Origin of the sequence: Nitrobacter sp. JJSN, assembly GCF_051912485.1 — a bacterium.
Classification (GTDB): Bacteria; Pseudomonadota; Alphaproteobacteria; order Rhizobiales; family Xanthobacteraceae; genus Nitrobacter.
On the sequence record NZ_CP196822.1, the window covers coordinates 3,784,776 to 3,808,325 of the forward strand.

The 23,550-nt window shown below is 63.0% G+C and carries 20 protein-coding genes; 5 read left to right on the forward strand and 15 right to left on the reverse strand.

The features are described from left to right. Positions 1 to 2: 2 nt before the first annotated feature. The 4 genes from miaB to tsaB all read right to left on the reverse strand — a co-directional run bounded on the left by miaB (position 3) and on the right by tsaB (position 3,579). A complete protein-coding gene (miaB, locus tag ACSZOQ_RS18365) occupies positions 3 to 1,430 on the reverse strand; it encodes a tRNA (N6-isopentenyl adenosine(37)-C2)-methylthiotransferase MiaB (RefSeq protein ID WP_439923831.1) in 1,428 nt (475 codons plus the stop codon). Positions 1,431 to 1,618: 188 nt separating this feature from the next. Beyond that, positions 1,619 to 2,068 (reverse strand): Fur family transcriptional regulator, encoded by a 450-nt coding sequence (locus ACSZOQ_RS18370; protein WP_439923832.1) that lies wholly within the window; start codon positions 2,066 to 2,068, stop codon positions 1,619 to 1,621. 333 nt (positions 2,069 to 2,401) lie between these two features. Further along, the gene (gene rimI / locus ACSZOQ_RS18375; protein ID WP_439923833.1) at positions 2,402 to 2,884 is read right to left on the reverse strand and encodes a ribosomal protein S18-alanine N-acetyltransferase; all 483 of its coding nucleotides are present in this window, start codon (positions 2,882 to 2,884) and stop codon (positions 2,402 to 2,404) included. Next, positions 2,881 to 3,579: a tRNA (adenosine(37)-N6)-threonylcarbamoyltransferase complex dimerization subunit type 1 TsaB gene (gene tsaB / locus ACSZOQ_RS18380; RefSeq protein ID WP_439923834.1), complete on the reverse strand. Its 699-nt coding sequence runs from the start codon at positions 3,577 to 3,579 to the stop codon at positions 2,881 to 2,883. The genes rimI and tsaB overlap by 4 nt, the downstream gene beginning before the upstream one ends. 301 nt (positions 3,580 to 3,880) lie before the next feature. On the opposite strand from tsaB, the gene ACSZOQ_RS18385 reads away from it, so the two are divergent. Beyond that, entirely contained in the window at positions 3,881 to 5,005 is a 1,125-nt protein-coding gene (locus ACSZOQ_RS18385) for a tlde1 domain-containing protein (RefSeq protein WP_439923835.1), read from the forward strand. Positions 5,006 to 5,034: 29 nt separating this feature from the next. On the opposite strand, the gene ACSZOQ_RS18390 is transcribed toward ACSZOQ_RS18385, so the two are convergent. The 4 genes from ACSZOQ_RS18390 to murJ all read right to left on the reverse strand — a co-directional run bounded on the left by ACSZOQ_RS18390 (position 5,035) and on the right by murJ (position 9,150). Further along, positions 5,035 to 5,604: a NifU family protein gene (locus ACSZOQ_RS18390; RefSeq protein ID WP_439923836.1), complete on the reverse strand. Its 570-nt coding sequence runs from the start codon at positions 5,602 to 5,604 to the stop codon at positions 5,035 to 5,037. Positions 5,605 to 5,839: 235 nt separating this feature from the next. Continuing rightward, entirely contained in the window at positions 5,840 to 6,334 is a 495-nt protein-coding gene (locus tag ACSZOQ_RS18395) for a universal stress protein (protein WP_439923837.1), read from the reverse strand. Positions 6,335 to 6,453: 119 nt separating this feature from the next. Further along, positions 6,454 to 7,497, reverse strand: coding sequence for a tryptophan--tRNA ligase (trpS, locus tag ACSZOQ_RS18400; protein ID WP_439923838.1), 1,044 nt, complete (start codon positions 7,495 to 7,497; stop codon positions 6,454 to 6,456). Positions 7,498 to 7,590: 93 nt separating this feature from the next. Continuing rightward, positions 7,591 to 9,150 carry a murein biosynthesis integral membrane protein MurJ gene (gene murJ, locus ACSZOQ_RS18405; RefSeq protein ID WP_439923839.1) on the reverse strand — a complete coding sequence of 520 codons (1,560 nt, stop codon included), beginning with the start codon at positions 9,148 to 9,150 and terminating at the stop codon, positions 7,591 to 7,593. Between the two features lie 123 nt (positions 9,151 to 9,273). Between murJ and ACSZOQ_RS18410 the strand changes: the two genes are divergently transcribed. Further along, the gene (locus ACSZOQ_RS18410; protein ID WP_439923840.1) at positions 9,274 to 10,275 is read left to right on the forward strand and encodes an adenosine kinase; all 1,002 of its coding nucleotides are present in this window, start codon (positions 9,274 to 9,276) and stop codon (positions 10,273 to 10,275) included. 63 nt (positions 10,276 to 10,338) lie between these two features. On the opposite strand, the gene ACSZOQ_RS18415 is transcribed toward ACSZOQ_RS18410, so the two are convergent. After that, complete coding sequence (locus ACSZOQ_RS18415) at positions 10,339 to 11,259, reverse strand: pirin family protein (RefSeq protein WP_439923841.1); 921 nt, start codon at positions 11,257 to 11,259, stop codon at positions 10,339 to 10,341. Between the two features lie 167 nt (positions 11,260 to 11,426). On the opposite strand from ACSZOQ_RS18415, the gene ACSZOQ_RS18420 reads away from it, so the two are divergent. Continuing rightward, positions 11,427 to 11,711: a DUF1330 domain-containing protein gene (locus ACSZOQ_RS18420; RefSeq protein ID WP_439923842.1), complete on the forward strand. Its 285-nt coding sequence runs from the start codon at positions 11,427 to 11,429 to the stop codon at positions 11,709 to 11,711. 90 nt (positions 11,712 to 11,801) lie between these two features. On the opposite strand, the gene ACSZOQ_RS18425 is transcribed toward ACSZOQ_RS18420, so the two are convergent. After that, positions 11,802 to 12,386, reverse strand: coding sequence for a hypothetical protein (locus ACSZOQ_RS18425; RefSeq protein ID WP_439923843.1), 585 nt, complete (start codon positions 12,384 to 12,386; stop codon positions 11,802 to 11,804). A gap of 345 nt (positions 12,387 to 12,731) precedes the next feature. Here ACSZOQ_RS18425 and ACSZOQ_RS18430 point away from each other — a divergent pair, with 345 nt between their 5' ends. Continuing rightward, a complete protein-coding gene (locus ACSZOQ_RS18430) occupies positions 12,732 to 13,865 on the forward strand; it encodes an FUSC family protein (protein WP_439923844.1) in 1,134 nt (377 codons plus the stop codon). Between the two features lie 91 nt (positions 13,866 to 13,956). Here ACSZOQ_RS18430 and gyrB read toward each other — a convergent pair whose 3' ends face one another. Beyond that, a complete protein-coding gene (gyrB, locus tag ACSZOQ_RS18435) occupies positions 13,957 to 16,398 on the reverse strand; it encodes a DNA topoisomerase (ATP-hydrolyzing) subunit B (protein WP_439923845.1) in 2,442 nt (813 codons plus the stop codon). A 331-nt stretch (positions 16,399 to 16,729) separates the two neighbouring features. Here gyrB and ACSZOQ_RS18440 point away from each other — a divergent pair, with 331 nt between their 5' ends. After that, the gene (locus tag ACSZOQ_RS18440) at positions 16,730 to 16,936 is read left to right on the forward strand and encodes a hypothetical protein (RefSeq protein WP_335579556.1); all 207 of its coding nucleotides are present in this window, start codon (positions 16,730 to 16,732) and stop codon (positions 16,934 to 16,936) included. Positions 16,937 to 16,959: 23 nt separating this feature from the next. On the opposite strand, the gene ACSZOQ_RS18445 is transcribed toward ACSZOQ_RS18440, so the two are convergent. From ACSZOQ_RS18445 to dnaA, 4 genes are all read right to left on the reverse strand, one after another. Further along, positions 16,960 to 19,104: a hypothetical protein gene (locus tag ACSZOQ_RS18445; protein ID WP_439923846.1), complete on the reverse strand. Its 2,145-nt coding sequence runs from the start codon at positions 19,102 to 19,104 to the stop codon at positions 16,960 to 16,962. Between the two features lie 161 nt (positions 19,105 to 19,265). Beyond that, a complete protein-coding gene (gene recF, locus ACSZOQ_RS18450) occupies positions 19,266 to 20,441 on the reverse strand; it encodes a DNA replication/repair protein RecF (RefSeq protein ID WP_439923847.1) in 1,176 nt (391 codons plus the stop codon). Positions 20,442 to 20,605: 164 nt separating this feature from the next. Then, complete coding sequence (dnaN, locus tag ACSZOQ_RS18455) at positions 20,606 to 21,724, reverse strand: DNA polymerase III subunit beta (RefSeq protein ID WP_439923848.1); 1,119 nt, start codon at positions 21,722 to 21,724, stop codon at positions 20,606 to 20,608. A gap of 202 nt (positions 21,725 to 21,926) precedes the next feature. After that, positions 21,927 to 23,354: a chromosomal replication initiator protein DnaA gene (gene dnaA, locus ACSZOQ_RS18460; protein ID WP_439923849.1), complete on the reverse strand. Its 1,428-nt coding sequence runs from the start codon at positions 23,352 to 23,354 to the stop codon at positions 21,927 to 21,929. Between the last annotated feature and the right edge of the window lie 196 nt (positions 23,355 to 23,550).

Consider the following 23,550-nt stretch of genomic DNA (forward strand, 5'->3'; position numbering starts at 1 on the left):
GTTCAGGCTCCCGTGATCGCTTGAGACGACGGCGTCTTCCGCGAAGCGTCTTTCGCGTCGCCGGATGCCGAAGACAAACCGGGATCGGCAAGCGACCCAAGCAGGCTGTAGCGCTCAAGGCTCTCGATGGCTACGGGCAGCACTTTCCCGATGATATCCTCGGATGCCATTACATGCGCGGGCTGGAGATAGGCGGTGCGGCCGACGATCTGACCGGCGTTGCGCGCGGCGCGTTCGAACAGCACATCAACCCTCTTGCCAATCGACGCCTTGTTGAAGGCGGATTGCTGGCTGTCGATCAGGTTCTGAAGCCGCTCCAGTCGCGCGTCCATGTCGGCCGTTGACACTGTCTCCTTCATCTCCGCCGCCGGCGTGCCCGGCCGCGGCGAGTACTTGAACGAATAGGCGCCAGCGTATCCGATTTGCGTGACAAGCGCGAGGGTTGCCGCAAAATCTTCCTCGGTTTCGCCCGGGAAGCCGACGATGAAGTCCGACGAGAACGCAATATCCGGCCGGACGTGGCGCAACCGGTCGATCACGCGGCGGTAATCGGCGGCGGTATGTCTGCGGTTCATGGCCGCAAGGATGCGGTCGGAGCCGGACTGCACCGGCAGATGCACGAACGGCATCAGCGCGTCGAGATCGCGGTGCGCGTCGATAAGCGAGTCCTCGACGTCGCGCGGATGGCTGGTCGAGTAGCGCAGCCGGACGATGCCTGGAATTTCGGCGAGGCGGTGCAGCAGCTTGCCGAGCGGCCAGGGCCGCCCGTCCGGGCCGTCGCCGTGATAGGCGTTGACGTTCTGCCCGATCAGGGTGATCTCGCGCACGCCGTTGTCGGTAAGGCGCTGCACGTCCTCGACGATCTTCGCCACCGGACGCGACACCTCGGCGCCGCGCGTATAAGGCACGACGCAGAAGGTGCAGAACTTGTCGCAGCCTTCCTGCGCCGTCACGAACGCCGAGATGCCGCGGGCGCGGATCGCCTGCCGCGACGGCTGCGGCAGGAAGCCGAATTTGTCCTCGACCGGAAACTCGGTCTCCAGCGCGCGGCCCTCGGCCTTTGCGCGCGCGAGCAGTTGCGACAGATGATGATAGCTCTGCGGACCGACAACCACATCGACAACGGGCGCGCGGCGAATGATTTCATCGCCTTCGGCCTGCGCAACGCACCCGGCGACGACAACGCTCATCTCGCGCCCGTCGCGCGCCGCCTGGTCCTTGGCGACGCGCAGCCTGCCGAGTTCGGAATAGACCTTCTCGGACGCCTTCTCGCGGATATGGCAGGTGTTGAGAATGACGAGGTCCGCCTCCTCGGCGCTGGCGGTCTCGACAAAACCTTCCGGTGCCAGCGTATCCACCATGCGCTGGGCATCGTAGACGTTCATCTGGCAACCGTAGGACTTGATGTGCAGCTTGCGCGGCGGCGTCATGGAACCTGGCTCGGGGGACGTGGCGCGCCATCGGCGCGCAGTTCACTTATAGGCGAGGGCGAGGAAAATCCAGCATCCTGCCGGCCGTCCCCGGGCCGGCAGCCTTCGTGTCAGCACCGCGGCAGCAGCGCCGTACGAAATAACCTCGCATTGACAAGCATACAGCTTTGCGGGATTTTGATTGGCACTCAGGACTGATCGTCGTCCATCGGGACGCAATAGAGCTCGAGGCGGTGATCGACCAGCCTGTAGCCGAGTTTGCGAGCTATTTCGGCTTGCAGTTTCTCGATTTCATCCGACGTGAATTCGATGACCTTGCCGTCTCGCAGGTTGATCAGATGATCGTGGTGACTGTCGCGCATCGTCTCATAGCGCGCGCGGCCCTCGCGGAAATCGTGTCGCTCGATGATGCCGGCATCCTCGAACAGCTTGACCGTGCGATAGACCGTCGAGATCGAGATCTTGTCATCCACCGCGACGCAGCGGCGATAGAGTTCCTCGACGTCCGGATGATCGGAGGCTTCCGCCAGCACGCGCGCGATAACCCGGCGCTGCTCGGTCATGCGCATCCCGGTGGCGGCGCAACGCGCCTCGATGTTGGTGGGCTTCTGCACAGACGTCGGTTTCAGGGCCGTCATGACGTGTCCGGTTCCGATGGCGCATGTTCCGCCGGGGTGTAGGTCGCTTGGCGTGCGCCCGCATGATACTCGGGAGTGCGACCGGACGCAAAACCGATTTCACCTTTACTGATCGTCTTCCTGTGTCCCGATTCCGAAGTTCGCAGACCCTTGCAGCAACCTTTGATGCGAACTTCTGAACCTAAAACCACGCTAGAGCATTTTCCGGCTAAGTGGAATCCGGTTAGCCGTAAGAAAATGCTCTCAATCTATAACTTGCGCGTATTCTGATCGCAAAACCGGTGTCCACTTTTGCGGAATACGCGCTAGTCTCCCTTTGCCACCGCGCACAGACTACGACAAGTCGCGACGCATCACCAATGCGTTCAGTTCCTGGCCGCCGGCCTCCCGATAGTATCGTTCGCGGCGTCCGGTGACGGCAAAGCCGGCGCGTTCATAGAGACGTCGTGCCGGCTGATTATTTTCCTCGACTTCGAGAAACACGGTGCGTACGCCGCGTCCGGCGAGGTAGCCGAGGTGCGTGAACAGAAGGTCGCGCGAGAATCGCTGGCCACGGTGGCTCGCGTCGATCGCGATCGAGAGGATTTCGGCCTCATCCACCGCGATGCGCGACACGGCGAAGCCAATCACGTTCGATCGCAGCCGCAGGCGCTGAACCAGCGTGTTGCGCTCCGCGATCATGACTTCGAATTCGCCTTCACCCCAGCCGCGGTGAAACGATGCGCCGTGAATTGCCGCAAGGCGCGCGGCGTCGTGCGGACCTGCGGCCTCGACCACGGGCGTCGCACGCTCTTTGCCCGAGAACCATGTCATCATGATGCAGCCTGCTTCGACGTTTTGAGCAGGAGATCGCCGGCCGGCCTGGCGTCGGGCGCGCGCAGGTAGTACGGGCGCGGTAGCGCGGTGTCCGGACTGACCGCCGCGGCGAGCCATGCCACCCAGGCGATATCGGGTGCTGCTTGCGGATCGACCGCGACCGGCGGCGGGGCGTGCGCGGGCCAGCGGTCGGCGAGAAGCTTCGCGGCATTGCCGACCAGATGCGGCGCGCCGAAACGCGATGCGGCGAGCGCCTCTTCGAGCGGTGCGACGTGCGGCTGAACCAACATGGATCCGTCGCCGCTGACAACCTGGAAATAAACGTGGTCGTGGCGGGCATCGATCACGGAGATCACCGGCCACTCGCGGTTCTCGCCAACAACCGGCGCGGCATAGGCCATGAGGGTCGTCACGCCAACCGCCGGTTTGTTGGCGGCAAGCGCGATGCCGCGCGCGGCCGACAGTCCGACGCGCAGGCCGGTGAAACTGCCGGGGCCGGTGGTCGCGGCGATGCGGTCCAGTGCCGCGAAGGCGATATCCGCGGATTCGATAACACGAGCAATCAGCGGCATCAGCGCTTCGGCGTGCCCGCGCTTCATCGGCAGCGATTCATGGGCGAGTAGCCGGCCGGCATCGGTGTCCAGCACACCGGCGGCGCAGGCATCGAGTGCGGTGTCGATCGCAAGAATAAGCATCGGAGCCTGATTAGCACTGTTCCTGGTGCATTACCTGCGGTTCCATGAAAGGAAGCCGGGTTTTAGACACCAGATTGCCGCGATTCCGGCCATTTTCCCGCCGCGCCTCAGATCCGACCCGCATTTAATCGGCATTTAACTAAAAGTCGCCTTAATGACGCTCCGCAAGTCTGCGACAGGTTCTCCGGAACTTTGGGGAATCAGCCATGCGTAGTCTTGTATCCGCACATGCCGGCGGCATGCAGACTTTCGTGTGCCGCTTGCAAAGATCGGGCGCTGAGTGACTCTGGACGTGGGGCGAATGACGTACGTTACGGGCACGCGCTATTATGATGTGTCGGCTTATTCCGCCGGCTCGCGTCGCAAAGCCGTTCCTCAAAATGTTGTTGGCGCCGCCGCGCTCGCCTGCATTGCCGTTGCCTGCGCCTGGACTCTCTACACCAATATTTCCGGCGGGAATCCGGAACTGGTCACAGCCTCGCTGCCGCCGGCTGCATCCATCCGTTCCGTGGAACCGGCCGATCGCATCGCGGCCGCGTATGACGCGCTGCGCGAGATGCCCCGGCCTCGCGCCGCGCAGGCTCCTGAAGCCCGTGCAACGGTCAAGGCTCGCATTGAAGATCCTGCCGCCCGGGCCCGCACGGCATGGCTCTACGGTCCGCGCTTCCTCGGCGCGCAGCCGGAAACCTTCCGGCCGCAGTCCGAGCCGGCTCAGGCTGCTCCGATAGAGGTTGCCTCGCTTCCCGCGCAGGCAATGCCGGAGACCTTGCCGCTTCCACCGGCGCCGCAAGTCGCCACGGTTGTGCCAATACCGACGCCGCGTCCGGCAGAACTGCGCCAGTTGCAGGCTTCCGTTCCTTCCCGCCGCGAGGTCGCGCAGGCCAACGAGGCTGCCGCGCTGGAGCCGGAGCCGAAGAAGCCATCGATCTTCGAGAAACTGTTCGGCAAATCAGCGTCCGGCGGTCTGCAACTCGCATTCGCTGCGCCCGACGGCGGGGTGACAAGCGACGGCGAGAGCCTGACGCTCGGCCGCATCCCGCAATACGACCAGTTCACCGCCGTCTATGATATTTCGGCGCGCACGGTCTATATGCCGAACGGCACCAAGCTCGAGGCGCATTCGGGGCTCGGCAAGATGCTGGACGATCCGCGTTATGCCGACAAGAAAATGCGCGGCGTGACGCCGCCACACACCTATGACCTGTCGCTGCGTGAAAACCTTTTTCACGGCGTTGAAGCGATCCGGCTGAAACCGGTCGGCGGCGAGGACAAGATATACGGGCGCAGCGGGTTGCTCGCGCATACCTACATGCTGGGGCCGAACGGCGACTCCAACGGCTGCGTGTCGTTCAGGAACTACACCGCCTTCCTGCGCGCTTACAAGAATGGCCAGGTCCGGCGGCTGGTTGTCGTCGCCAAACTCTGAAGCCGAAATTGCCGCTGGAAGCCATGTAGCTACACCGGCCGCACTTCGACCACCTCGGGAACGAAATGCTTCAGCAGGTTCTGGATGCCGTTCCGCAAGGTCACGGTCGATGACGGGCATCCGGAGCACGAGCCCTTCATGTTCACATAGACGATGCCGTCCTTGAAGCCGCGAAAGGTGATATCGCCGCCGTCGTCGGCGACTCCCGGCCGCACCCGCGTCTCGATCAGGTCCTTGATCAAGGTCACGGTCTCGGCGTCTGCTTCATCGAAGAATTCGACGTCATCGTTGGCCTCGCCATTCCCCGCTGTTGCGCCGTCCGCCAACAGCGGCGCACCCGACATGTAGTGTTCCATGATCACGCCAAGGATGGCCGGCTTGAGATGTTGCCAGTCGCTGTCGTCCTTCGTCACCGTGATGAAGTCCGAGCCATAGAACACGCCGGTGACGCCGTGCACGGCGAATAGCCTCACGGCGAGCTGCGAGCGGCCAGCCGTGTCGGGGCTGGTGAATTCCATCGTGCCTTTGCCGAGCACGGTGCGGCCCGGAAGGAACTTCAAGGTAGCGGGATTGGGGGTGACTTCGGTCTGAATGAACATCGATCTCTCCGTCGTCGCCGGTTCAAGGCCGGCGCGTAGGTTCCCTTAGCAGATAGCCATGGCAAAAGCACGATCAAGGGCGCTGGGGCAGCCATCCGCGCAACGCCCGGCATTCACGCCGATCTGAGCAATTTCTGGCTAAGTGAAATCCGGTTGGCGCGAAGAAAATGCTCTCGAACAATAACTTGCGCATAGTCCGATCGCGAAACCGGTATCCACTTTTGCGGAATACGCGCTAGGACAGCGCATCGACCTCGTCGTCGGTCAGGCTGCCCGGCACGATCGTCACCGGAATCGGGAAATTTCCGGCGGTTTTGGCGAGCATTGTGATGATCGGGCCAGGGCCTTCAGGACCGCCGCTGGCGGCCAGCACCAGCATCGAAATATCGACGTCCTTGTCGATGACATCGAGAATCTGTTCGAGCGGCTTGCCCTCGCGAATGACGCGTTCCGGCGTAATCGCGGCGATACCGTTGGCCCGGCCGGAAGCGCGATCGAGCGCCGCGTTCGCGCCTTCATAGGCCTCGGCGCGCATCACCTCGGCGACGCCGAGCCATTCCTGATTGCGGTCTTCCGTCTCGACCACCCGCAACATCACGATGCCGCCGCCGACGCGAATGGCACGGCGGCTCGCATAGTAGACGGCGCGGTCCCATTCCGCACTGTCGTCGACGACGACAAGGTATTTCGGCTTGTGGCCCGTCTCGTAGCTTCGACGTTGTGCGCTCATGCATGTCCCGGTGCTGAACAACGCAGACGCCGCCATGCTGCCACGGCGGGGGCTGCCCCGACAAGCCGGATGCGACGCTTGATCAACGGTGGTCGAGGTCGGCCGGGAGCGGTGTGATGTTAGCGCTTATGGATGAAACCGACGATATCCTTCACGGCGCTCATGGTTTCCGAGGCGATGCCGCGGGCACGGTCGGCGCCGTCGATCAGAATCCGGTCCACATAGGCCGGGTCGTCGGTCAGCCGTTTCATTTCTGCTGCGATCGGCGACAGCTTCGCGACGGCGAGATCGACGAGGTTGGACTTGAAGCCTGAGAACTGCGCGCCGCCGAATTGCGCGAGCACTTCGGGTTTGGGCGCGCCAGACAAAGCCGCATAGATGCCGACGAGATTGTCGGCCTCGGGGCGGCTTTCCAGTCCCTTTTCGTCAGATGGCAGCGGTTCCGGATCGGTCTTGGCCTTGCGGATCTTTTGCGCGATGGTATCGGCGTCGTCGGTAAGGTTGATGCGCGAATAATCCGAGGGATCGGATTTCGACATCTTCTTGGTGCCGTCGCGCAGACTCATCACGCGCGTCGCCGGTCCCGTGATCACGGGCTCCGGCAGCGGAAAGAATTTTTCCGCGAAGCCGTTGGCGACAATCGATTCGGAAAAGTCGTTGTTGAATTTCTGCGCGATGTCGCGGCTGAGTTCGAGGTGTTGTTTCTGGTCCTCGCCGACCGGAACGTGCGTGGCGCGATAGACCAGGATGTCCGACGCCATCAGCACCGGATAATCGTAAAGTCCGACCGACGCGTTCTCGCGGTCCTTGCCAGCCTTTTCCTTGAACTGGGTCATGCGGTTGAGCCAGCCGAGCCGCGCCACGCAGTTGAACACCCAGGCGAGTTCGGCGTGCCCCGCCACCTGACTCTGGTTGAAGATGATGTGCCGCTTCGGATCGATGCCGCTGGCGATGAAGGCGGCGGTCACTTCGCGGGTGTTGCGGCGCAATTCGTCCGGACCGCCCCAGACGGCGATGGGAACGGTGATGGCATGGAGGTCGACCACGCAATAGAGGCACTCGTGGTCGGCCTGCAATTTCACGAAATTGACAATGGCGCCGAGATAGTTGCCGAGATGCAGATTGCCGGTCGGCTGAACGCCCGAAAAAACCCGTGTCGTCATCACTCTGTCCTGCTTGCCTGCGCGGCCCGTCGAAGGCAGCAAAACGCTGCCCAATGCCGTCAACACGGCGCGTCGTCCATTGCCACGCGCGCGCTAGGCGCGCAAGTCACCGACCCGGGATCGCATCAGCGCAGCTTGTATGTCGCTCCCGCCGATTACCCGAAACACCAGCAAAAGCAGACCATAGATCGCGATGCTGGCGGCGATCAGGACGACGAGCATGGCCGCCTGCAGCAAGCCGTGTGCGCCGGGCATCGCGGGCAGCAGCCGAACGGCAAGCCATAAAAGCCCGCCCATCAGGGACGCGGCCAGCACGATACGCGGTAACCGCCGGCGCGCTTCGGCGTCAACGGAAAATCCGAACGTCGCGGCAACGCTCCGGACGAGACTGGCTGCATTGCTCCATGCTCCGGCCGCCACGGCGACGGCGATCCCACCGACACCGAATAGCCGTCCGAATACGAGTGCGAGAACGATCGTGACCGCAATCCCTTTCAGCGCTGCCAGAAGCGGCGTCATTGTATTGCCACGCGCGAAGAAGGCCGGAGATAACGCCTTGATCAGGACATGGGCGGGCAGGCCGAGGCCGAGACACCCGAGCGCCAGCGCCGTGGCTTGAGTATCCGCCGCGGTAAATGCGCCGTGCTCGAACAGCACCCGCACAATTGGCTCGCTGAGGACGATCAGACCAAGCGTCGCGGGCAAGGCGAGGGCCGCCGCCAGTTCAATCCCTCGCGACTCGGCATGGACCAACGCGGGCCCGTCACCCTTGTTGAGGGCGCGGCTCATTTCCGGCACCAGCACGGTGCCGATGGCAACGCCGACCATCCCCAGCGGCAACTCGATCAGGCGATTGGCGAAGTAGAGCCATGCCACGGCCGACGGCGATACCGACGCGATGATCGCGCCGGCCACGATGAGCAGTTGCGGCCCTGAATTCGCGATCATGCCCGGGACGGCCTTGCGGGCAAAATCCCGCATCCCGGAATCGAACGATAGTCGCAAGGGACTTGCGAGGTTGTCGCGGCGGCTCGGGATCGCAAGAACCAGAAGCTGCAGCAGGCCTGTGGCGCCCACGGTTGCCGCCATCACGATCGCGGCGGAATGCGAGTCCTGATGCAACAGAAGCAGCACCGTGATGACGAGAATCAGGGCGACGTTGAACAGCAGTGGTGAGAAGGCCGTGATCGCGAAGCGATGCTGGGCATTGAGCAGACCCATCAGAACGGTGACCGGTCCGGCAAAGGCGAGATAAGGCAGCATCAATCGTGCATCGGTGACCGCGAGCTGCAGGCTCTCGCTGCCGGCGAAACCCGGCGCCAGCACCGTCATGAGAAGCGGCATCGCCACGCCGGCAATCACGGCCAATGCGATCAGGGTCGTGCTCACCGTCCCGAGCACGGCGCCCGCGAAGGCCGATGCCGCGGCCAAGCCTTCGCTGTCGCGCACGCGCATCCACGCCGGCACCAGCGCCGCATTCAAGGCGCCTTCGCCGAGCATCCGCCGGATCACGTTGATGAGCTGAAACGCCATCAGGAAGGCGTCGGCGACCGGGCCCGCGCCGAGCAGCGCCGCGGTCAGGGCATCGCGCGCGAATCCGAGCAGACGCGAGGCCAGCGTGCCTGAGGAGACGGTGAGGACGGAGCGGATCATGGCAATGTCGGGTGCCGTGCTTGATGACATGGAGGTGCCGTGATAGGCCGCGACACCTTCACTGGCCAAGGAGTCTGACCGGATTCCTCGCTCCACCGCAATCGCCGCAACGGGATATTCTTAATGGCCTCAGCGAAATACGACGTGCTCGGGATCGGCAATGCGATTTTCGACGTTCTGGTGCGGACTGACGAGGGCTTTCTCGCCGCCCACGGCATGACCAAGGGCGGCATGGCGCTGATCGATGAAGCGCGTGCTGCATCGATCTATGCCGACATGGGGCCTGCGACCGAAATGTCGGGCGGCTCGGCCGCCAACACCATTGTCGGCCTCGCCGGGTTCGGCGCACGCGCAGCCTATGTCGGCAAGGTGAAGGACGATCAGATCGGCCGTCTTTATACCCATGACATTCGTGCCGCGAAGGTGGCGTTCGATACGCAGCCTGCATCCGGCGGCCCGGCCACCGGCTGCTCCTACATTCTGGTGACGCCGGATGGCGAGCGCACCATGAATACCTATCTCGGCGCAGCGCAGGATTTGTCACCGGCGGATATCGATCCTGACACTGTCGCCGCCGCATCGATCCTCTACCTCGAGGGCTATCTTTGGGATCCCAAGGCTGCCAAGGAGGCGTTCCTCAAGGCGTCGCAGATTGCGCATGGGGCGGAGCGCCAGGTGGCGCTGACGCTGTCGGATGCGTTTTGCGTCGATCGCTACCGCGACGAGTTTCTCGCGTTGATGCGAAGCGGCGCCGTCGATCTGATTTTTGCCAACGAGACGGAGCTGCATTCGCTCTATCAGACCTCGGATTTTGACACGGCGCTTGCGCAGTTGCGCGAGGACATTGCGCTCGGCGTCGTCACCCGCAGCGAAAAGGGCTGCGTAGTCGCGACGAAAGACGGCGTTGCCGCGGTGCCGGCGTGTCCGATCGACAGTCTGGTTGATACCACCGGCGCGGGCGACCTGTTCGCCGCGGGATTTTTGTTCGGACTGGTGCGCGGTGCGAGCCACGAGAACGCGGGGCGGCTCGGCGCGCTCGCCGCCGCCGAGGTGATCCAGCACATCGGCGCGCGGCCGCAGGTGTCGCTGAAGGAATTGGCCCAGGAAAACGGTCTGCCGGTGTGAGCTATAGCGTTTTCGAGCAAAGTGGATACCGGTTCGCGTAAAGAAAACGCGTCAAAACAAGGATCAGTTTTCCGGCAGCGGAATGAATTCGTGCTCGTTCGGCACGGGCGCGAAGCGGCCGGTTTTCCAGTCTTCTTTCGCCTGTTCGATACGCTCCTTGCTGGAGGAGACGAAATTCCACCAGATGTGACGTGGTCCCTCCAGCGCGTCGCCGCCAAGGAACATCATCCGGGTGGGCTTCGTCGCCCGCAACGTGATGCGGTCGCCGGGGCGGAAAACCAAAAGTTGCGGCGCTTCGTGACGGTCGCCCGCGATCTCGATCTCTCCGTCGATGACATAGATCGCGCGCTCCTCGTGGTCCGCATCGAGTGGAACGCTCATGCCGGCATCGAGCGAGACTTCGACGTAGAACCACGGCGACACCATCTCGACCGGCGATGTTGCGCCGAACGAACGGCCGGCGATGACGCGGGCGCGGAATCCCTTGTCCTGCACAGTCGGCAGGCTGTCGGCGCCGTAGTGCTGAAACGACGGCGCGATCTCTTCGCGCCCCGCCGGTAGCGCGATCCAGCTTTGCAGACCGAGCATCTTCTGCCCGCTCGCGCGCTGTGCGTCGGGCGTGCGTTCGGAATGCGCGATGCCGCGTCCCGCGGTCATCAGGTTCATGGCGCCCGGCTGGATCTCCTGGATATTGCCCTCGCTGTCGCGGTGCATGATGCTGCCGTCGAACAGATAGGTAACGGTAGCGAGCCCGATATGCGGATGTGGCCGCACGTCCATGCCCTTGCCGGAGACAAACTGCACCGGACCGAAATGGTCGAAGAAGATGAAGGGGCCGACCATCTGGCGCTTGCCGTGCGGCAGCGCGCGACGCACCGCGAATCCGTCGCCGAGGTCACGGGTGCGCGGCACGATGACAAGTTCGAGCGCATCGCATGTCAGGGGATCGCCGAGAACGGGGTCGTTGGAGGGAAGCCAGCTCATGTTGCCTCCGTTTAAGCATTGAGTCTTAATTATCGTGCGCGGCCGTGGCGTTGACAACAGTGTTCGCCCAACGCTGCCCGGTTCCGGCTTGCCGCTGGATACCATCATAAAGTCGGAGCGCCTTTGGCTGCCCGTTTTGATACAAACCATCAAACGGAGAACTGCTCATGGCAAAAGGTTATTGGATCGTGCGGGTCTCGGTTCATGATCGGGAGCGCTATCCCGACTATCTCGCTGCGGCCAAGCCTGCATTCGACAAGTTCGGCGCCAACTTCATCGTGCGCGGCGGCGCGTTCGATTCGATGGAAGGCACCTCGCGCGACCGCAACGTGGTGGTCGAATTCAAGGATCTCGCTACCGCGAAAGCTTGCTATCAAAGCGCCGAATATCAGGCCGCGAAGATAATTCGCCAGAAATATTCGGACGCCGACTTCATTATCATCGAAGGCTGATCTGCAGCATGAAGGGCGACGGCTGAACGTGGGCGCACGCTTCGCCGGATGCCGGGTATGATCGCCGGCCCGTTTTAGGCAGGCTTTCGATTAATCGAAAAAGCCGAACGGGTGCCAGGCGCTGTTGCGAGCGTAGCGTGGCTGCGATCGCTCGAGGTCCGCCGCCATCCTCGCGCTGTTGCGGGCGCGGGTGTGGGCGACGTGCTTGCGCGGCGTCGTGGGCTTTTCAGCGACCTTCGGGGGTTCGGCGGCCGTTCCCGTCGGCATTTCCGCACGCGCTTCGTAGACGTGGTTCGCCGGTAGATAGCGGAGCTGGCGTTCCCATTGCAGACGATCGGCGGTGGGGGCGAGGGTGGCGATATCCGGATAGACAATAGGTTGGGGATCATGCTTCGAGCGCTCGAAGCGTTCCTCGGAGCGGCGCCAGTCATCGATCGAGCTAAGTACAGCCGGGGTTGCCTCCAAGTCTGATGCCAGGCTCGCGGGTACCAAGTCCTTGGATTTCAAGTCTTTAGATATCAAGTCCTTGGGTTGTAAGCCCGTGGATTCCGGCGCGGTCGCGACGGTTGCCGGATGCACTGCTGAATCCACGTCGCCGGGCCATATCCAGCTGGCAGCTAAAAGCAGGCCGAGCAGGCAGCAACCCATCACAAGAAAATAACGAAAAACCGGCATCACAACACCAAACGCCCTTCAAGCACGCAAACGCCACCCGCGATTATTCGTTCCGGGAAGACTAGTCTTGGTTCAAACGGGACCCACAATAAATACAATTTTCATAATATGGTTACATGCCGAATTCGGTACAGGCCACCGACGGCTGCCACGAGAATGTGATTGGGAATAGGGCGCCCGGTATCGGGAAACGGCTTGGCTTGCCGGAGGGGCCGGCCATCGCCCCTCATGCATGCCGTCGCGCGCCGAGCGGGAGGGGTGCGACCCCCTCGAGCTGCGCTGTTGCGGAAAGGGGCGTGACCGGCTTTAACGTCTGAACGGCTGGATAACCCAACCTCGCGGTGCATGATCTCATTCCTGAAACGCACGGCAACGCGGCTATGGTCGCGAAAGGTGGAAATGGGCCTGGGCGTCCGGGTCACAGCCGCCGCCTTTGCTGCGTTGGCATTGGCGATTGCGCTCCACCTGCGGCTGCCGCTGTGGGCCGTGCTGACGGCGATCATCGTGACGCAGATGAGCGTTGGCCGTTCGCTGAAAGCAACGCGGGACTATCTCATAGGCACCATCGGCGGGGCCATCTACGGCGGGGCGATCGCGATCCTGATACCGCATTCCGGCGAAAGCGCCCTGCTGGCGGTGCTGGTTCTGGCGGTGGCGCCGCTGGCCTTTGTGGCCGCGATCAATCCGAGTCTGAACGTCGCGACAGTGACGGCGATCATCGTGTTGCTGCTGCCGACGATGGGGCAGATGTCGCCGCTCGAATCCGCCATCGACCGCATATTGGAGGTGACGGTCGGGGCTATTACCGGGCTGCTGGTGTCGTTTCTGGTGCTGCCGTCACGTGCCTACGGCCAGATTCGTATCAATGCGGCGCGCGTGCTGAATCTCCTTGCGGACGCGCTGCAGGAATTGCTCGCGGGGCTTACTCGGGGCCGCGACAACGACGCGCTTCACGCGCTTCAGGATGGAATAGGGCATGTCATCAACGAGCTGAACGCGATCGGCACCGAGGCCGAACGCGAGCGTTCGGCGCGGCTGTCCCATGGACCGGATACCGGCCCATTGTTGCGAACCGTGTTGCGGCTGCGGCATGACGTCGTGATGATCGGGCGCGCCACGGTGACGCCGCTGCCGATCAACCTTCAGTCGCGCCTCGTGCAGCCGCTCGCGAAGCTCAGCGATGCCATGACCAATTATCTGAAGGCTTCTGCCGAGGCGTTGCGGCTTGGCGCGCCCGCGCCGGCGCTCTTGCCGGTGCAGACGGCGCTCGAGACCTATGCCGCGGAAGTCGCCGCGATGCGCAGCGAGGGGCTGACGCGCGGATTGCCTGGCGATATGACCGAGCGATTTTTCGCGCTGGGCTTTTCGCTGGAGCAGATGCGGCAAAATCTTGGGGATCTCGAACGCCGTGTATCCGAATGGGTCGAGCGGTCGGAATCATCGGACGGAAACGCCGAAGGCGCTGCGGAGAAGGGATAGCCTGCCTTTCGGTGAGAGCATTTTCCGATGAAGTGGAATCCGCTGTGGACCGGACGAGCCGGATTGTGCGCGAGACGCGTTGCGAACGACGTCACACGTCCACGTTGGCGCTGAGCGAGTTGTCCTGGATGAATTCGCGGCGTGGTTCGACCACGTCGCCCATCAGCTTGGTGAAGATGTCGTCCGCCTCGTCGACTTCTTTGATCTTCACCTGCAGTAGCGTACGCTCGTTGGTGTCGAGCGTCGTCTCCCAGAGCTGACCGGGGTTCATCTCGCCGAGACCTTTGTAACGTTGCAGCGCTACGCCTTTGCGGCCGGCGTCGGTCACCGCCTCGAACAGGCCGACCGGGCCGTGGATCGCGGTCTCTGTATCCTTGCGGCGCAAAAGGCCCGGCCGCGGATAGGCTTCCTGCAGCTTGGCGGCGTATTCGTCGAGCTTGCGCGCATCGGCCGAGCCGAGCAGCGCGTCGTCGATCAGGGCAACGTCCTTGACGCCGCGCACGGTGCGCTCGAAGAAAAAGCCCTCGCCCTCCTTGAAACGTCCGGCCCAGCCGCGCTCGACCTCGTCGGCCAGCGCATCCATCCGCCTGGCGATGTAATCGGCGGCAGCGTTTGCGGTAGCAAGATCACTGGTCACCTTCGGGTTGAGGACGCCGGCGATCGCGGCCTGTTCGACAACCTTGCGGTTGTAGCGGCTGTGCAGATTGTGCAGCACGTTGCGGATGACACGGGCGTCCTCCACCAGGGCCTGCAGATCACGGCCACTGCGATCTTCGCCGCTAGCAAGCTTGAACACGCAGTCGTCGAGCCCGGTTTCGATAAGGTAATCTTCCAGCGCGCGTTCGTCCTTCAGATACTGCTCGGACTTGCCGCGGGTTACCTTGTAGAGCGGCGGCTGCGCGATGTAGAGGAAGCCGCCGTCGATCAGTGTCGGCATCTGCCGGAAGAAGAATGTCAACAGCAGCGTGCGGATATGCGCGCCGTCGACGTCGGCGTCGGTCATCAGGATAATCTTGTGATAGCGCAGCTTGCTAAGGTCGAAATCGTCGCGACCGATGCCAGTACCGAGCGCGGTGATCAGCGTGCCGATCTGCTCGGATGACAGCATTTTGTCGAAGCGCGCGCGCTCAACGTTCAGTATCTTGCCGCGGAGTGGCAAGACGGCCTGGAATTCGCGGTTGCGGCCCTGTTTGGCGCTGCCGCCGGCCGAGTCACCCTCGACGATGAACAGCTCCGACTTCGCCGGATCGCGTTCCTGGCAGTCGGCGAGCTTGCCGGGGAGCGACGCGATGTCGAGAGCGCCCTTGCGCCGCGTCAGTTCGCGCGCCTTGCGCGCCGCCTCGCGGGCGGCGGCGGCCTCGACCACCTTGTTGACGATGAGCTTCGCCTCGGTCGGATGTTCCTCGAACCAGGCGGCGAGCGCCTCGTTGATGACGTTCTCGACCACCGGACGCACTTCCGAGGACACCAGCTTGTCCTTGGTCTGCGACGAGAATTTCGGATCGGGCACCTTCACCGACAGCACGGCGGTCAGGCCTTCGCGGCAGTCGTCGCCGGTCAGCGCGATCTTTTCCTTCTTGGCGATGGCGTCGGCATAGCCGTTGACCTGCCGCGTCAGCGCGCCGCGGAAACCAGCCAGATGGGTGCCACCGTCGCGCTGCGGAATGTTGTTGGTGAAGCAGAGCACGTTCTCATGGTAGCTGTCGTTCCACCACAGCGCCGCCTCGACATTGATGCCGTTCATGTCGGCGCGGATCATGATCGGATCCGGCACCATCGCCTTCTTGTTGCGGTCGAGATATTTGACGAACTCGATGACGCCGCCATCGTACATCATCTGCTCGCGCTTCTCGACGGCGTGACGCATGTCCGAGAGCAGGATGTTGACGCCGGAGTTCAGGAACGCGAGTTCGCGCAAGCGATGCTCAAGCGTGGCGAAATCGTATTCGACGTTGGTGAAGGTCTCCGTCGAGGCGAGAAAGGTGACTTCGGTGCCGCGCTTGCCGTTGGCGTCGCCGACGACTTTCAACGGTGCCACCGCGTCGCCGTGCGCGAACTCGATAAGATGTTCCTTGCCGTTGCGCCAGACCCGCAATTGCAGGCTGCTCGACAGGGCGTTCACCACGGAGACGCCGACCCCATGCAGTCCGCCCGAAACCTTGTAGGAATTCTGGTCGAACTTTCCGCCGGCATGGAGCTGGGTCATGATGACTTCGGCCGCGGAAATGCCTTCGCCCTTGTGGATGTCGACCGGAATGCCGCGGCCGTCGTCGCGCACGGTGACCGAACCGTCGGCATTGAGGATGACTTCGACGGCGGTGGCGTGACCGGCCAGCGCTTCGTCGATAGCGTTGTCGACGACTTCGTAGACCATGTGATGCAGGCCGGAGCCGTCATCGGTGTCACCGATATACATGCCGGGCCGCTTGCGCACGGCGTCGAGGCCCTTGAGAACCCGAATCGATTCTGCGCCATATTCGATGGGCGCGGCAGGCTCGGTGTCGGCAAGGGGCTGCCGGGCAGGTTCGGTCATGAAAAGCCTTCAGAAGATGTCCCGAATCAGCGCGAATGATCGCAGCTGAGAAGCTCTATTTCTGACATGAAAGCGGCACTGCGCCTAGCGCAAAGTGGTCCTTGTCAAGTCTTTGAATAAATAGGTGTTTTAGTCCATTTTTCAAGACCGGGAGAGCTGGATTCGCGAAGCCCGAAAAAGCGCGGTTCCGGTGATCGCGCCGGGTTCCGGAAAACCGGGTTTCGGCCTCGTTCGAGGGGCCGCGCCGCCGGGTCCAGGGGGGCGCCTGCGACGGTTGTTGCATCCCGGCGCCACAGCGCTTACAAGCCGCTCTTCAGCGAGATCATAGACGATGGCCCACAACTACGCGATCAACGATGACGTCCACCATCAGCTTCAGGGCCCGCAGGGCCGCGCCGATGTGAAGGAGCGCAGTATCTATACCGTTGTCTCTCGCCTGCCTATCGAAGCCGATGGCCGCCCGCGCTACCGCATCAAGAGCAAGACCGATAATATCGAGCGGGTGGTCACCGAGGAACAGATCAGCCGGCTGGTTTGAGCGCTCGCGTAGAAGCGCGCAGCTCAGTAGGCCTGTAGCGCCAGCACATCGCCGTCGGGCCCGAGCATCAAGCCCCAGGCATCGTCGGCCTCAAGGTCGATCTGGCCCGACTTGGCGTGCCCGCCCACTTTCGTTGTGTACTTGTATTTGCCCGGCGGTAGATCGAGCGCGGGATGCTGCGATGACTGCGGGCCGCCTGCGCCTGCCGCCAGCTTGATGGTCTGCTTGTTGATGGTGATGGTGGCGTCTGATTGTCCCATGTTGCCCAGCATCAGCCTCGCCTGACCCGGCTTCGGCAGCACTTCGCCCTTGGCGGCGGCGGCGGGAATCTTCTGCGCGAGGTTGACCGTGGTCTCGGCATTCCGGCGGCCGAGCTTCAGCATTGCCGGGCCGTCGGGGGAGGTGAATGCCAGTTGGACGCGATCCGGTTGGGAGATCGCGCGATCCGGCAGCTCCTTCCATCCGCGCTTGCCCAGTTCCTCGCGATAGAAGGCAAGCACGGAAGCCAGATCGGCCGGAATACTGGCCTCGAGTTCCTGGCGGAACGGAGCATCGCTGCCCGGCAGCTTGCCCGTTGAGAGGGAACTCAGGGTATGTTCTTTTGGGACCGGCAACGCGGAATCTGGCTCCGCTTCGAGCGGCTTTGGAGGTCCTTTCGCAGCCGGCTGATCGTCGGCGGCGCCCGAGCCGGCATTTGCCATCTCGAGACCCGAACCGTTCGCGCTGACATTGGTTTTCGGACCCATCTGCATGACGGTGATCGAAATCTCCTTGCCGCCCTTGGAGAACTGCAGCGCGGCCATGTTAGGATTGTTGATCACCGACGGCTGCGCCTTCCAGCCGAGTGGCTTCAGGGCGCTGCGATAAAAACCTGCAAGCGCCTTCACGCTCGATTGTGATTCAAACTCGAGCTTGCCATCCGTGCCGTCGAACTCGACGTTCTCTGCGCCTTCCGGCAGCGGAATGGGCGACGTCTTGGTGGTCTGCGCATGCAAGGGAGCGTCCGACAGCTTCGCGGATTGCTGCGCGCGACGACCGTTGTCGGCTGCGATCAGCTCCGTCGCCATGGACATCGCGTCCTTCATGAAATCGTTGTCGGCCTGTTTTTTCGCGCGCGCCCGGGCGGCGAGCGCGGTCGGGGTCACCTGCATGACGAAGCTGGCGAGGGTCAGATCATATTTGTGGCCGAGCTTGAGCGTGCCGGTCTCCTCAGCAGATGTGAAATTGAGCGACACCTCGTCCGGTGTGATGATCGCGCCCTTGGCTTCTTCCTTCCAGTTGTGCGCAGCCAGCTCGCGACGATAGAAGGCGAGCACGGCGGGCATCTCGGCGATCACCGTCGCGTGCGCTTCCCGGCGCTCCGAGGTCGCGTTGCCGGTGGTTCCGGCGTTTATGATGCGATCCGGCCGCGGCAAGCCGTCCATATCGGGACCCGCTTGGAGATCCTGCGGCAGGGCAAATGGCGCGACCCTGATATCTACAGCGGTCTTGTTGTCATCGAGTCGCCGCAACGACACCATGACCGGCAATTGTTTGTCGCGATCGTCACGCCTGAAATAGGCGCGGGCGCCATCGTCGATCTTGTCGTCGATCGCGGCATTCGGCCAGCGCGCCTTGGCGTCCTCGGCGGATAATGTCACCCACCCGGATGCGGCAAGTTCGCGTTGAAAGAAATCGAGATTCGCGTCGATGTTGCTGGGAGCCGTGCAGCTGAGGTAAGGCCTGCGCTCGTCGTAGATGATATCCGTAGCGCCCTGCGGAAATGGAACGTCGGCGTAGATTCGGTTGGCCGAATAATAGATCGCCGCACGGTCCGGGCGGCCAAGCGCCTGCGTAAAGGATACCGACAGACCATACTTGCCTTTCTTGAACAGGAGACTGGTTGCCGTCTCATCGAGCGGTCGCGCATATTGCACCCAGCCATTGTCGGCCATCAGGGCGTTCACCGATCGGACGGCGGAGGGCACCACTTCCTGCACCGTGTAGATCACGCGGTCCGGCCCCGAATCGGTGGTCTCCTGCGCGCCCGCAAGACGCGGCAACTGGTTGACCTCGACCATGCCGCTCTCCGCCATCGCCGCCGACGCGCCTGCGATCCACGCCAGCGACAATGCAGCCAGAACGTATCGACGTACCGGCGCATAAGGTTGGCGTTTCGGTGCGGGCATGATTGATTTCTCCGGAAAACATCAAGGGGGCGGGCGGCAAGGGCGTCTGTCAGGACACAGTACAAAGCCTAGAGCATGATCCCGAAGAATGGGAACCGGTTTTCGGCTCATGCTCTTTTGGAAAGGATGAGCAGTCTGATTCAACGCCGTTGAAACAGACTCTAGTCGTGCAGAGCGGAACTTTGGTTCAAAGCGATGCCGCTGCGGCGTGCGATCCGTCCTGCGTCCACGTCGAAAATCTCGCTGCCCGCGCCAACATTCGCGAACGCAGCCGGGTCGGCGCCGCTCATCCAGACCTGGGCGCCGAGCCCGGCAAGTTCGCCGAACAGCGCGCCGCGGCGGTCTGGATCGAGGTGCGCCACGACCTCGTCGAGCAGCAGCAGCGGCGCGATCCCCGTCATCTCGGCCACGAGACCCGCATGGGCGAGCACAAGCCCGATCAGCAGCGCTTTCTGCTCGCCGGTGGAGGCGTCCTTCGCTGGCATGTTCTTGGGCGCATAGATCACCTCGAGGTCGGTGAGGTGCGGGCCATCGAGCGTGCGGCCGGCGGCGGCATCGCGGGCGCGATTGTCGCGCAGGATCTCGCGGTAGCGATCCTCCACCGTCGTTGCGGGCTCGGTGAGCAGCGCGTTTTCCATCCAGCCATCGAGTCTGATCCTTGCCGAGGGGAATGCGGAGGCCGCGCCGCGCGCCTCCAGTGCGGCGGCGAGGCGCGTGACGGTTTGTGCGCGCATCGCCGCGACCGCGACTGCAAGCTCTGCGGTTTCGCGTTCGACGGCATCGCACCAGTGGGCGTCGGTGTTGCGCATCTCGAGCAGGCGGTTGCGCGAGCGCAGGCTGCGTTCCAGCGCCGAGACGCGACCGGAATGATCGCTGTCGATCGCCAGCACCAGGCGGTCGAGGAAGCGTCGCCGTTCCGACGCCGCGCCAGCGAACAGGCCGTCCATCGAAGGTGTTAGCCACACCATGCGCAAATGGTCGCCGAAAGCCGCCGCTGACCCGACAGGCTCGCGGTCGATCCGGCAGCGCCGGCCGCTGGATGGCGCGTCATCGCTAGGCGCATCGATACCGGTGCCGAGCGTCGCCAGACCGAGCGCGCCTTCCACCTCGGCCGAAATCGCCCAGGAGCCGTCGCCCCTGATATCTGCGACGTCTTCGCGTGTGGCGCGCCGCAATCCGCGCCCCGGCGACAGCAGCGATATGGCCTCAAGGCAATTGGTCTTGCCGGCGCCGTTAGGCCCGACCAGCACGACCACGTCGCTGCGCGTCTCAAGCGTCGCCGCGCGGTAGTTGCGGAAGTGGGTGAGGCTGAGGCGCAGGATGCGGGAGGGGGTCATGGGCAAGGATTATCACATCCCGGTCATCATCCGCGAAGGCGGATGATCCAGTCGTCCGTAAGGCGCGATGCGAACAATGGGTGTGCAACGGAATGCTGGATGCTTGCCTTTGCGGGCATGACTCTGATGCTGGTCCGCTGTCGCCGGACGCGGCTAAAGGACCATCACACCCGCATCGGCATCAGCACGTAGAGCGCGCCTTTGGAGTCCTTGTCCTGCACCAGCGTCGGCGAACCCGGATCGGCGAGCTTCAGCACCGCAGCCTCGCCCTCGATTTGTGCGGCGATGTCCAGGAGGTAGCGCGAATTAAAACCGATATCGAGCGCGTCGGAGGCGTATTCAACCTCGAGTTCCTCGGTGGCGCTGCCGGAATCGGGATTGGTCACGGACAGGATGAGCTTGCCTGCCGATAGCGCTAGCTTCACGGCGCGGCCGCGCTCGCTGGAAATCGTCGAGACGCGATCGACCGCCGCCTCGAAATCCTTTTTGTCGACGATCAGTTCCTTGTCGTTGTTCTGCGGGATCACGCGGCTGTAATCCGGGAAGGTGCCGTCGATCAGCTTCGAGGTCAGCACGACATTGCCGATTGTGAAGCGGATCTTGCCCTGAGAGAGTTCGATCCCGACCTCGGCCTCGTTGTCCTCGATCAACCGCTGCACCTCTCCGACCGTCTTGCGCGGGATGATGACGCCGGGCATTCCGGCCGCGCCCTTGGGCAGTGCGAGATCGACCTGTGCGAGGCGGTGACCGTCGGTCGCGACGCCGCGAAGCGTCGCGTTCTTGGCGCTGCCCGCGCTGTGTAGGTAAATGCCGTTGAGATAATAGCGGGTTTCTTCGGTCGAGATCGCGAACTGGGTGCGATCGATCAGTCGTTTGATGTCGGCGGCTGCGAGTGTGAAGGAATGCGCCATCTCGCCGGCCGCGAGATCGGGGAAATCGTTTTCGGGCAGGGTCTGCAGGGTGAAGCGCGAGCGTCCGGCCCGGATCGCCAGCACCGAGCGGTCGCCGTCGCCTTCCAGCACGATTTGCGCGCCGTCAGGTAGTTTGCGGACGATGTCGTAAAACATGTGCGCCGGAACCGTGGTCGAGCCGCTGGTTCCGGTTTCCGCAGCCAGCGTTTCAGTCACTTCTAGATCGAGATCGGTTGCCTTCAGCGACAGCCTGGCGTTTTCGGCGCGAACCAGCACGTTCCCTAAAATCGGGATAGTGTTCCGCCGCTCGACCACGCGGTGCACATGGCCCAACGATTTCAGCAGTTGCGCGCGTTCGACGGTGACCTTCATTGCAAATCCGTCCGATCAGTTCACGTCATGTGCTGAAAATGCCGCGGGAAACCGCGGCACGTAAACCCCAAGTTCAAGGCCGATTTGTTTAAATCTGGCGGGACCGCAAGGTGACGCGGAAGCGCGGCCGGCGCAAGCCTTTTGGCTTGCCCGGTTCCGCCTTTTTCCCGATATTTTGCTCGGAAAGCGTGCTCGCCTTGCCCTATTCCTGGAGCTGGCGTTTCAGCAGTTCGACCTCGTCGGACAGCGTCGCATCCTTCGACACCAGCGCCTCGATCTTGCGCACGGCATGCAGCACAGTGGTGTGATCGCGACCTCCGAACCGGCGGCCGATCTCGGGCAGGGAACGCAACGTCAGCGTCTTCGCCAGATACATCGCGACCTGTCGCGGCCGCACCACGTTGGCGGTCCGGCGCGAGGACAGAAGGTCCGAGCGGCTTACATTGTATTGCCGGGCGACCACCCGCTGGATGTCCTCGATCTTGATGCGCCTGGGTTCCTGCGGACGGATCAGGTCGCGGACCTCGCGCTCCGCCATCTCAAGGGTCACCGGCTGGGCGTTGAGCTTGCTGTGCGCCAGAAGCCGGTTGATCGCGCCTTCGAGGTCGCGTCCGTTATGCGTGATCGCCTTGGCCAGATAATCCAGCACCGGCTCCGGCACGTCGAAACTTGCATGATGTGCCCGCGCGGCGTCCATGCGCGATCTCAGGATGCCAAGCCGGAGTTCCTCGCCGAGCGAGCCCATTTCGACCACAAGGCCGCCGGCGAGCCGGGAGCGCACGCGATCGTCGAGGCTTTCCAGATCGGACGGCGGCCGATCGGCAGCGATTACGACCTGGCGGCCGGCATCGATCAGCGCGTTCAGCGTGTGGCAGAATTCGGCCTGAGTGGATTTGCCTTGCAGAAATTGCAAGTCGTCGATGACCAATACGTCGATGCCGCGAAGCGCTTCCTTGAAGGCCAGCGCCGTCTGCGTCTTGAGCGCGGCGACGAAGCCGTACATGAACTTCTCCGCCGTCAAATAGAGCACTTTGCGTTCGGTTCCGGCGTTGCCGGCCCACGTGACGGCTTGCAGCAAATGGGTTTTGCCAAGGCCGACGCCGGCGTGGATGTAAAGCGGATTGAACATGACGCTATCGCCGCGCCGGCCTTCGGCTACTTGGCGCGCCGCCGCGTGGGCAAGTGTGTTGGAGCGGCCGGTGACAAAGCTTGCGAAGGTCAGCCGCGGATCGAGTGGCGAACCGCCCAGCGCATCGTGGTTCGCGGACGCCGGCGCGGTGGCAACTGTCTTCAATTCGGCACTGGCCCGGCCGTCGCTGTGCTCAAGTCGCCGCGGATCGGTCGCAGCGACTTCCTTGACGGGCGCAGCGCAGCGCATGGCCGATCGCACCAAGAGATCGATGCGGTGAACATCCGGCAACTCGGCCTGCCAGCAGGCGAGCACCCGCTCGGCGTAATGCGCCTGAATCCAGCTCTTCAGAAACCGGGTCGGGACCGACAGACGGACACTCTCCCCATGGACGCTCTCCAGATCCATTCTCGCGAACCAGCTCGAATAGATGTCCTCTCCGACGGTCGAGCGTAACCGACCCTTCACCCGCGACCAGCGATCCTGTTCTATGTCTGACATTTTTTGTGACGACTTTTCTGATTGAATGAGGTTGCGATGCGACTGTTCATTCTGGAGGTCGCGCGGTTCGCTGTGATCCCCGGGCGTGCTTCGTTTCCGGCAATACCCAACCGTTCGGCTGAGCACCGCAAGCAGTTTCGATGGCTGGAAACGAAACGAACGCGAGGTTAGCGACGACTCTACGGGCTGCCCGGAG

Excerpts from the sequence above, each read along its gene's own strand:
- tsaB (WP_439923834.1), bottom strand. The coding sequence starts at position 3,579 with ATGCTTATTCTTGCGATCGACACCGCACTCGATGCCTGCGCCGCCGGT.
- ACSZOQ_RS18370 (WP_439923832.1), bottom strand. The coding sequence starts at position 2,068 with ATGACGGCCCTGAAACCGACGTCTGTGCAGAAGCCCACCAACATCGAG.
- murJ (WP_439923839.1), bottom strand. The coding sequence starts at position 9,150 with ATGATCCGCTCCGTCCTCACCGTCTCCTCAGGCACGCTGGCCTCGCGT.
- ACSZOQ_RS18440 (WP_335579556.1), top strand. The coding sequence starts at position 16,730 with ATGGCCCACAACTACGCGATCAACGATGACGTCCACCATCAGCTTCAG.
- trpS (WP_439923838.1), bottom strand. The coding sequence starts at position 7,497 with ATGACGACACGGGTTTTTTCGGGCGTTCAGCCGACCGGCAATCTGCAT.
- ACSZOQ_RS18415 (WP_439923841.1), bottom strand. The coding sequence starts at position 11,259 with ATGAGCTGGCTTCCCTCCAACGACCCCGTTCTCGGCGATCCCCTGACA.
- ACSZOQ_RS18420 (WP_439923842.1), top strand. The coding sequence starts at position 11,427 with ATGGCAAAAGGTTATTGGATCGTGCGGGTCTCGGTTCATGATCGGGAG.
- dnaA (WP_439923849.1), bottom strand. The coding sequence starts at position 23,354 with ATGTCAGACATAGAACAGGATCGCTGGTCGCGGGTGAAGGGTCGGTTA.
- ACSZOQ_RS18385 (WP_439923835.1), top strand. The coding sequence starts at position 3,881 with ATGACGTACGTTACGGGCACGCGCTATTATGATGTGTCGGCTTATTCC.
- miaB (WP_439923831.1), bottom strand. The coding sequence starts at position 1,430 with ATGACGCCGCCGCGCAAGCTGCACATCAAGTCCTACGGTTGCCAGATG.
- ACSZOQ_RS18445 (WP_439923846.1), bottom strand. The coding sequence starts at position 19,104 with ATGCCCGCACCGAAACGCCAACCTTATGCGCCGGTACGTCGATACGTT.
- ACSZOQ_RS18410 (WP_439923840.1), top strand. The coding sequence starts at position 9,274 with ATGGCCTCAGCGAAATACGACGTGCTCGGGATCGGCAATGCGATTTTC.
- dnaN (WP_439923848.1), bottom strand. The coding sequence starts at position 21,724 with ATGAAGGTCACCGTCGAACGCGCGCAACTGCTGAAATCGTTGGGCCAT.
- ACSZOQ_RS18430 (WP_439923844.1), top strand. The coding sequence starts at position 12,732 with ATGATCTCATTCCTGAAACGCACGGCAACGCGGCTATGGTCGCGAAAG.
- ACSZOQ_RS18395 (WP_439923837.1), bottom strand. The coding sequence starts at position 6,334 with ATGAGCGCACAACGTCGAAGCTACGAGACGGGCCACAAGCCGAAATAC.
- ACSZOQ_RS18425 (WP_439923843.1), bottom strand. The coding sequence starts at position 12,386 with ATGCCGGTTTTTCGTTATTTTCTTGTGATGGGTTGCTGCCTGCTCGGC.
- rimI (WP_439923833.1), bottom strand. The coding sequence starts at position 2,884 with ATGATGACATGGTTCTCGGGCAAAGAGCGTGCGACGCCCGTGGTCGAG.
- recF (WP_439923847.1), bottom strand. The coding sequence starts at position 20,441 with ATGACCCCCTCCCGCATCCTGCGCCTCAGCCTCACCCACTTCCGCAAC.
- ACSZOQ_RS18390 (WP_439923836.1), bottom strand. The coding sequence starts at position 5,604 with ATGTTCATTCAGACCGAAGTCACCCCCAATCCCGCTACCTTGAAGTTC.
- gyrB (WP_439923845.1), bottom strand. The coding sequence starts at position 16,398 with ATGACCGAACCTGCCCGGCAGCCCCTTGCCGACACCGAGCCTGCCGCG.